The organism is Actinomadura sp. 6K520, assembly GCF_004349245.1.
Taxonomy (GTDB): Bacteria; Actinomycetota; Actinomycetes; order Streptosporangiales; family Streptosporangiaceae; genus Spirillospora.
Window position 1 is genome coordinate 1 of sequence record NZ_SMLC01000247.1, and the last position, 8,198, is coordinate 8,198.

Annotated in this window: 8 protein-coding genes; 5 read left to right on the top strand and 3 right to left on the bottom strand. The window is 72.5% G+C overall.

The annotated features are described in order from the left end of the window. A partial coding sequence (locus E1289_RS34600; protein ID WP_131987902.1) for a TrkA family potassium uptake protein occupies window positions 1–657 on the bottom strand: 657 nt, incomplete at its 3' end. Beyond that, window positions 657–1,322, bottom strand: a complete 666-nt coding sequence (locus E1289_RS34605) for a TrkA family potassium uptake protein (RefSeq protein ID WP_131987904.1) — start codon at window positions 1,320–1,322, stop codon at window positions 657–659. The genes E1289_RS34605 and E1289_RS34600, both read right to left, overlap by 1 nt. Before the next feature lie 146 nt (window positions 1,323–1,468). Between E1289_RS34605 and E1289_RS34610 the strand changes: the two genes are divergently transcribed. Genes E1289_RS34610 through E1289_RS34620 form a run of 3 tightly spaced genes read left to right on the top strand, consistent with a single transcriptional unit; the run spans window position 1,469 to window position 6,078 of the window. Beyond that, on the top strand, window positions 1,469–3,502 hold the full coding sequence (locus E1289_RS34610) for an APC family permease (protein ID WP_131987906.1): 2,034 nt from the start codon (window positions 1,469–1,471) through the stop codon (window positions 3,500–3,502). Then, window positions 3,495–4,835, top strand: coding sequence for a class I SAM-dependent RNA methyltransferase (locus E1289_RS34615; RefSeq protein WP_207929339.1), 1,341 nt, complete (start codon window positions 3,495–3,497; stop codon window positions 4,833–4,835). Before E1289_RS34610 ends, E1289_RS34615 begins: the two co-directional genes overlap by 8 nt. 55 nt (window positions 4,836–4,890) lie before the next feature. Continuing rightward, window positions 4,891–6,078, top strand: coding sequence for a GNAT family N-acetyltransferase (locus E1289_RS34620; RefSeq protein ID WP_243713356.1), 1,188 nt, complete (start codon window positions 4,891–4,893; stop codon window positions 6,076–6,078). A gap of 43 nt (window positions 6,079–6,121) precedes the next feature. On the opposite strand, the gene E1289_RS34625 is transcribed toward E1289_RS34620, so the two are convergent. Continuing rightward, the gene (locus E1289_RS34625; protein WP_131987908.1) at window positions 6,122–7,147 is read right to left on the bottom strand and encodes a glycoside hydrolase domain-containing protein; all 1,026 of its coding nucleotides are present in this window, start codon (window positions 7,145–7,147) and stop codon (window positions 6,122–6,124) included. A 216-nt stretch (window positions 7,148–7,363) separates the two neighbouring features. Between E1289_RS34625 and E1289_RS34630 the strand changes: the two genes are divergently transcribed. Together E1289_RS34630 and E1289_RS34635 are read left to right on the top strand one after the other, a co-directional pair. After that, entirely contained in the window at window positions 7,364–7,921 is a 558-nt protein-coding gene (locus E1289_RS34630; protein ID WP_131987910.1) for a hypothetical protein, read from the top strand. Window positions 7,922–8,010: 89 nt separating this feature from the next. Next, the coding region (locus E1289_RS34635) for a hypothetical protein (RefSeq protein WP_207929340.1) at window positions 8,011–8,198 on the top strand (188 nt) is incomplete at its 3' end.

Below are 8,198 nucleotides of genomic sequence, written 5' to 3' on the forward strand. Positions count from 1 at the left end.
GTGGCCCCCGAGCAGCTCGGCGAGTTCGTCCTCGACGTCCTGGCTGGCCAAGAACATCAGCTCGTCGCCCGGCTCCAGCGTGTCGTCGGGGGTCGGCACGAGCACCCGGCCCTCCCGCAGGATCGCCACCAGCGCGGTGTCGCGGGGCCAGCCCACCGACCCGACGCGCTGCCCGCCGAGCGGCGCGTCCTCCGGCAGCGTCAGCTCGACGAGGTTGGCCTCGCCCTGCCGGAACGTCATCAGCCGGACCAGGTCGCCGACGCTGACCGCCTCCTCCACCAGCGCGGACAGCAGCCGCGGGGTGGACACGGCCACGTCCACGCCCCACGACTCGTTGAACAGCCACTCGTTGTTCGGGTGGTTGATCCGGGCCACCACGCGCGGCACCCCGTACTCGGTCTTGGCGAGCAGCGACACCACGAGGTTGACCTTGTCGTCACCGGACGAGGCGACCACGACCTGGCAGCGCTCCAGGGCCGCGTCGTCCAGCGCGGAGATCTCGCATGCGTCGGCCAGCAGCCATTCCGCCCGCGGCACCATCTCGACCTTGATGGCCTTGGGGCTCTTGTCGATCAGGAGCACCTCGTGCCCGTTCTCCAGCAGCTCCTGGGCGATGGAGCGGCCCACCGCGCCCGCCCCGGCGATCGCGACCCGCATCAGGCGTCCTCCCCGTTCCGTGCCGCGACGGCGGCGTTCACCCGCTCCAGGTCGTCGGCGCCGGCCACGATGTGCACGACGTCACCGTCCTGGATCACCGTGTCCCGGTCGGGAACGAGAGCCTCGCCCATCCGCCCCAGGAACGCCACCCGCGTGCCGGCGTGCTCCTCCAGCGCGCCGACCTTCTCGCCCACCCACAGGTGACCGGAGTCCAGCTCGGCGAGGACGACCGCGCCGGTGGGGTCGCGCCACAGCGGCTCGGCGCCCTCCGGCAGCAGCCGGCGCAGGATCTGGTCGGCGGTCCAGCGGACGGTCGCGACCGTCGGGATGCCGAGGCGCTGGTAGACCTCCGCGCGGCGCGGGTCGTAGATGCGGGCGACGACGTTGTCGACGCCGAACGTCTCGCGCGCCACCCGGGCCGAGATGATGTTGGAGTTGTCGCCGCTGCTGACGGCCACGAACGCCGACGCGCGCTCGATGCCCGCCTCGGCGATCACGTCGCGATCGAACCCGAACCCGGTGATGCGGCGGCCCCGGAACCCGCTGCGCAGCCGGCGGAACGCCTCCGGGTTCTGGTCGATGATGGACACCGAATGGCCCTGGTCCTCAAGGATGTGGGCGAGCGTCGACCCGACGCGCCCGCACCCCATGATCACGATATGCACGGCCGTTCCCTCTTCCGTCCAGGGGGCCGTTCCCCCCGTCCCTGCCGGGCTGCAAAACTACACATCCGCCCAGGGGAGTACTACCCAACCAGGTCCCCGCGGTGCTTGCGAAGCGCGGTCGGAACCGGCGGCTAGAGTCTCCTTCCGTGTCCAAGGTTCCGGACCTCACGAAGCGGTTGCTCGTAGGTCGCGCGCTGAGCAGTTCGAAGCAGCCCGAACAGCTCCTTCCCAAGCGCATCGCCCTGCCGGTCTTCGCCAGCGATGCCCTGTCATCGGTGGCCTACGCCCCGCAGGAGATCCTCATCGCCCTCGCGGCGGGCGGCCTGGTGATGTACCAGTACACGCCCTGGATCGCCGCGGCCGTGGTGGTGGTCCTGCTGACGGTGGTCGCCTCGTACCGGCAGAACGTCCGGGCCTACCCGAGCGGCGGCGGCGACTTCGAGGTCGCCACCACCAACCTCGGCGGCAACTGGGGCCTCGTCGTCGCGAGCGCGCTGATCGTCGACTACACGCTGACCGTGGCCGTGTCGGTGTCGTCCGGCGTCGAGAACCTCGGGGCGCTGCTGACGTTCATCCAGCCGCACGAGGTCCTCGCGGCGGTCGCGGTCCTCGCCGTGCTCGCCGTCGCCAACCTGCGGGGCCTCAAGGAGGCGGGGATCGCGTTCGCCATCCCCACCTACCTGTTCATGACCGCGATCCTGGGCATGCTGGCGTGGGGCCTGGTGCGCCTCCTCTCCGGCACCGAGCTGACGGCCAAGACGGCGGGTTACGAGCTGCGCGGGGACGAGACCGACATCGCCGGCTTCGCCCTGGTCTTCCTGCTGCTCCGGGCGTTCTCGTCCGGCTGCGCCGCGCTGACCGGCGTGGAGTCGATCAGCAACGGCGTGCCCGCGTTCCGCAAGCCCAAGGGGCGGAACGCCGCCACGACGCTGCTGCTCCTCGGGCTCGTGTCGATGACGATGTTCGGCGGCGTGACCGTCTTCGCCCACATCACCGACGCCAAGTTCTCCGAACCCGCGCACGGGAGCCACCTGATCGACCCGGCCACCGGCGCGGAGGTCACCGACGCCGAACCGGTGATCGCGCAGGTCGCGCACACCGTGTTCAGCAACTTCGGGTTCGGGTTCGCGCTGGTCGCCATCATGACCGCGCTGATCCTGTTCCTCGCGGCCAACACCGCCTTCAACGGCTTCCCCGTCCTCGGCTCCGTCCTCGCGCAGAACCGCTACCTCCCGCGCCAGCTCCACACCCGCGGCGACCGGCTGGCCCTGAGCAACGGCATCATCATCCTCGCCGTCATGGCGGGGCTGCTGATCTACGCCTACGACGCGTCCGTCAGCGCGCTGATCCCGCTCTACACCGTCGGCGTCTTCATCTCCTTCACCGTCAGCCAGGTCGGCATGGTGCGGCACTGGAACCGGCTCCTCGCCACCGAGCGGGACGCGGCGCGGCGCCGCCACATGAAGACGTCCCGGGCCATCAACGGCTTCGGCGCCACCCTCACCGGCATCGTGCTGACCGTCGTGCTGATCACCAAGTTCACGCTCGGCGCCTACATCATCTGCATCGCGATGCCGGCCCTGTTCCTGCTGATGAAGGGGATCAGAAAGCACTACGACCGGGTCGCCGAGGAGCTGGCGCCCTCCGGCGAGGACGTCGCGCTGCCCGCGCGCAACCACGGCATCGTGCTCGTCTCCAAGATCCACAAGCCGACGCTGCGGGCCCTCGCCTACGCCCGCGCCACCCGCCCCTCCACGCTGGAGGCGGTCACGGTCGCGGTGGACGCCGCGGAGTCCCAGCGGCTCCAGGACGAGTGGGAGGCGCTCGACCTCCCCGTCCCGCTGAAGATCCTCGACTCGCCGTACCGGGAGATCACCCGGCCGGTCCTCGCCTACGTCAAGAGCGTCCGGCGCAAGAGCCCCCGCGACGTGGTCACCGTGTTCATCCCCGAGTACGTCGTCGGCCACTGGTGGGAGCAGCTCCTGCACAACCAGAGCGCCCTGCGGCTCAAGGGCAGGCTGCTGTTCCAGCCCGGCGTCATGGTGACCAGCGTCGCGTGGCAGCTGCAGTCCTCCGACCGGCTCAAGGGGCGCGGCGAGCCGCCCGCGCCCGGCTCGTCCCGGCGTCCGCCGCGGGCCGGGGCACGCCCCGGTGCCGGTAGTGTTTCGGACCGTGACTGAACTGGAGCCCGACGTCCTGGAACTGGAGGTCGGCAACGTCGCCAACGGCGGTTTCTGCGTCGCCCGGCACGAGGGCCGGGTGGTCTTCGTCCGGCACGCCCTGCCCGGCGAGCGCGTGCGGGCCCGGATCACCGACCGCACCAGGAACTTCCTCCGCGCCGACGCCGTGGAGATCATCGAGGCGTCGCCGGACCGGGTCGAACCGCCGTGCCCGTTCGCCGGGCCCGGACGCTGCGGCGGCTGCGACTGGCAGCACGCCTCGCTGCCCGCGCAGCGCGCGCTCAAGGCGGCCGTGGTCGAGGAGCAGCTGCAGCGCCTCGCCGGGATCACCCGCACGGTGACCGTCGAGGAGGTCCCCTACCCGGTGGACTCGGAGGTGATGCCGCCGCCCGGGCTCGGCTGGCGCACCCGCGTGCAGTTCGCGGTCTCGTCCGGGGCCGTCGGGCTGCGCAAGCACCGCTCCCACGACATCGAGCCCATCGACGAATGCCTGATCGCCCACCCCGGCGTGGAGCTGATGGGCATCGAACGCAAGCGCTGGCCGGGCGCGTCCGGCGTGGAGGGCATCGTCTCCGCGTCCACCGGTGACCGCCTGGTCGTGCTGCGCGGCCGCGACCGCCGCAGGATCCGGGTGCCGCGGCTCGACGTGCCGGTCCGGCTCGTCCGCGGCAAGCCGGAGCCGGGCTCCGGCCTGCCCTACGTGCGCGAGGAGGTCTCCGGCCGGCTGTACCAGGTCAGCGGCAGCGGCTTCTGGCAGGTGCACCCCGGCGCCGCGCAGCTCCTCGCCGACGCCGTGGTCGACGCCCTGGAGCCAAAGCCCGGCGACATCGCCCTCGACCTGTACTGCGGCGCGGGCCTGTTCGCCGGCGTCCTCGGCGACCGCATCGGGCCGGACGGGCTCGTCGTCGGCGTCGAATCCGACGGGCAGGCCGTCCGGGACGCCCGCTTCAACCTGCGCGACCTGCCGAACGTCTCCATCGAGCGCGGCCCCGTCGAGGAGGTCGTCGCGGAGCTGGAGTTCGGCCGCGCGTCCGGCGGCGGGTCCCGCGCGCAGAACAAGCGGGGCGGCGGCCACCAGGGCGGTGAGCGGGTGCGCCGCGCCGACGTCGTCGTCCTCGACCCGCCCCGGGCGGGCGCCGGCCGCGACGTCGTCGAGCACATCACCCGGCTCGCCGGCCGCAAGATCGCCTACGTGTCCTGCGATCCCGCGACCCTCGCCCGCGACCTGGCCTACTTCGGCGAGCGCGGCTGGACGCTGGAGACCCTCCGCGCCTTCGACGCCTACCCGATGACGCAGCACGTGGAGTGCCTGGCCACCCTGGTCCGCGGCTGAGCCGGGACCGGGGGCGTCCGGAAAACGGGTTGCGGGGCGGCATAACGTGGGAACCGTGATCGAGATCCGGGAGATCCCCGAGGCGGACGTCGGCCGCATGGTCGACCTCGCCGGCATGGTGTTCCACGTGCGCGTCGAGGAGGGCGACCACGAGCGCGACGGGTGGCGGGTCCGCCGAGCCGGGCGCATCGGCGCCTACGACGGCGGGACGCTGGCCGGGCAGGTCGCGGCCATCCCGATGCGGCTCGCCGTGCCGGGCGCGTTCCTCGACTGCTCGGCGGTCACGTACGTCGGCGTCCTGCCCACGCACCGGCGGCGCGGCGTCCTCACGTCCATGATGGAGCGGATGCACGCCGACGCGGCCGCCGCGGGCCGTCCGGTCGCGGTGCTCTGGGCCTCGCAGGGCGCGATCTACGGCCGGTACGGGTACGGCCTCGCCACCCGGGCGATCAGCCTGGAGGTCGACTCCTCCCGGCCGCTCCGGCTCCGTACCGTCCCCGACGAGCGTCCCCTCCGGCTGGTCGATCCCGCGTCCGCCGCGGAGGTCGTCGGGCCCATCCACAACCGCGCGCTCGCCGCGCGGCCGGGCGGCCTGGTCCGCGACGACGAGTGGTGGAAACGGGGCATCCTGCCGCCCGCCGACCCCGAGACCGCCCCCGGCTTCACCGAGCCGCGCGTCGTGGTCCACCCGGCCGGCTACGCCGTCTACCGCACCAACGAGGAGGAGACGGTCAGGGTCACCGACCTCGTCGCCGAGACGCCGGCGGTGGAGGCCGCGCTCTGGCGATACCTGGCGTCGATCGACCTGACCCGGCGCGTCCAGGCCCCGAACCGGCCCGTGGACGACCTGCTCCCGCACATGGCGGCCGACCCGGACCAGGTGGTCGTCAAGAAGGACGCCGGTGCCCTCTGGCTCCGGCTGCTCGACGTTCCCGGCGCGCTGGTCTCGCGGTCCTGGGCCACCGGCGACACGTTCGTCCTGGAGGTCCGCGACGACCGCGTCCCGGCGAACGAGGGCCGCTGGCGCCTGGCCACCGGCACCGCCCCCGCCTGCGACCGGACGGCGGGGGAACCGGACCTGACACTGTCGGCCGCCGACCTGGCCGCCGTCTACCTGGGCGGAATGCGGGTGACCACGCTCGTCCGGGTCGGGGTGGTCACCGAGCACACGCCCGGCGCGGCCGCCCGGCTGGACGCGGCGCTGGCCGTCCCGCTGGCCCCGTACATGAACGACGATTTCTGAGGCGTCCGCGGGCGGCCCGGACGCCCATCTCCAGAAGAAGCCTTCATCTCCAGAAGAAGACCTTGGCGCTTCCGCTGGTGACGGCGGCGTCGGCGGTGCCGTGCTGGACGAGCTGGAACCGCACCCGGTGGTTCGCCCGGACGGTGTCGGCGGCCAGCCCGTACACCAGGTTGGTGCTGTCGCCGACGGAGACGAAGTCCTGGGTGGGGCCCGCCTCGAACTTGCCGGTGTCGTCGACGTCGACCTCCACCACGCGGGCCTGGACCAGGGTGCCCGCCGGGACGCCGGTGACCGTCGCCCCCACGGTGAGGCTGTAGCGGGCGGACCCGGTCAGGATGCTGGGGCCGCCCTGGTTCCAGTGCTGGTGATGCCGGTCGGAGTACTCGGTCTCCCAGCTGACGTCCGTCCACACGCCGGGGGCGAGCCGCTGCTCGGTGGCCGTGCCGACGGACACGTAGTCGGGCATGTCGTCTCCCTCGGGCGAGACGCCGACGCGCCACTGCCCGTAGTCGTCTGCGACGGCGCGGTCGTAGTCGACGGCCGCGCCGTTGATGGTCTGCTCGTTGAGGTACTGCTGGAGCTGTGCGCGGGAGTCCCACCGGCCGCCCGACCAGGCGTAGGTCTGCCAGCCGTAGGTCATCTTCCCGGCGTCGAACGCGCGCTTCAGCGGCCCGTACCCGGCGTAGAGGCCGACCCGGCCGCGGCCGAGGACGCTCGCCGCGCCGTCGAGGTAGGCGTTGATCGCGTCCTGCTGGCCCGGGGACGCGTCCCAGTCGGCGGCGAAGTAGATGGGCCTGCCGTCCGGCATGCCGCAGGCCCTGGCCTGGCGGGCGGCGTCCCTGGCGTCGGCCTCCCCGGCGGCGCGTCCGGCCAGCGGCCTGGACTTGGTGGTCTGCCAGACGACCACCACCCAGATGCCCGCGTCCGACAGCTCCTCGGCCTCCGCGCGGGTCAGGTTCTTGCCGGTCGTGTCGTGCGACAGGTAGCGGCACGCGAACTTCGCCCCGGCGCGTTTCAGCGCGGCGACGCCGGGGCGGCCCCACGAGTAGTCGACGCCGAAGACAGCCATCGGTGAACTCCGTGATCGGGAAGGGGGGTCATCGCCGATTCAACAGTGTGCGCCCTGAACACCGCAGGAGATTCCGGCGGAAGGTTCCCGAAACGCGCGCCCGGGTGAGGCGTGACCATCTGTGACGACACGCCGACATGGCGTTATGAGAACGGCCGGCCGCTCGCTACAACGGACGGGTCCGGGAAGAAACCGACGGCCACGGAAGGTCTCATCGTGATCGTGACATGGAAGGAGCGCGGTCTCGTCCTACTGGCGGCCGCGCCGCTGCTGGGCGTCGTGCCCATGGCGACCGGGGCGCACGCCGACGGGGCCGTTGTGCTCCGCACGGCCTCGCCCAAGGAGGACGTCCTGCCGGGAGGCACCTACGCATGGACGTACAAGATGCTGGCGAAGGGCCCGGCGAAGTCCGGCAGGGCCGTCTTCCGGATGACCCTGCCGAGATCGCTGGAGTTCGTGTCAGGTGAGAAGCGCTGCCGGTCGAAGGGGCGGAGGGTCGTCTGCCACCTCGGCACGGTCAGGAAGGGCCAGAAGGTCAGGGGCGCGATCAGGGCCAAGGTGTCCAGGCGGGCCGACGCCGGGCAGAAGATCTCGGCACGCGGGACGGTGACCTGGGGCAAGACGCGCGTCACCCGCCGGTTCCCCGCCGTGCGCGTGGCCAAGGGCGCCGACCTCCTCACGACCGAGGCGGCTCCGGCGACGGCCCGCGCCGCGGTGGCCGGGTCGCGCCGTCCCGTCCGTCCCGCCCGTCCCGGGGGCGTGACCGGCGGCTAGGGCCGGGACCGGTGCCCTGTCGTATTCGACTGTGTCGTGTTCGGGGTGGTCGGTGGTGAACCCGAGGCTTCGTATGTAGAGTACGAGGCATGGGCTATGTAGAGTTCGAGCGACGCGGGAGTGGTTCGGGGCGGTCCGGGGTGTTCGTCGCCTGGGCGTTGCTGGCGTGGCTGGGGATCGCGGTGGCCGCGGCTGCGGCGGCGGTGCTGGTGGTGCTGGTGCCGGCGGTGGCGCCGCCGGTCGGGGTCGCGGGGGCGGTTGCGGGGCTGCTGCTGGC

Bases quoted from the DNA above. Each gene is read 5' to 3' on its own strand.
- E1289_RS34625 (WP_131987908.1), bottom strand. From the start codon at position 7,147: ATGGCTGTCTTCGGCGTCGACTACTCGTGGGGCCGCCCCGGCGTCGCC.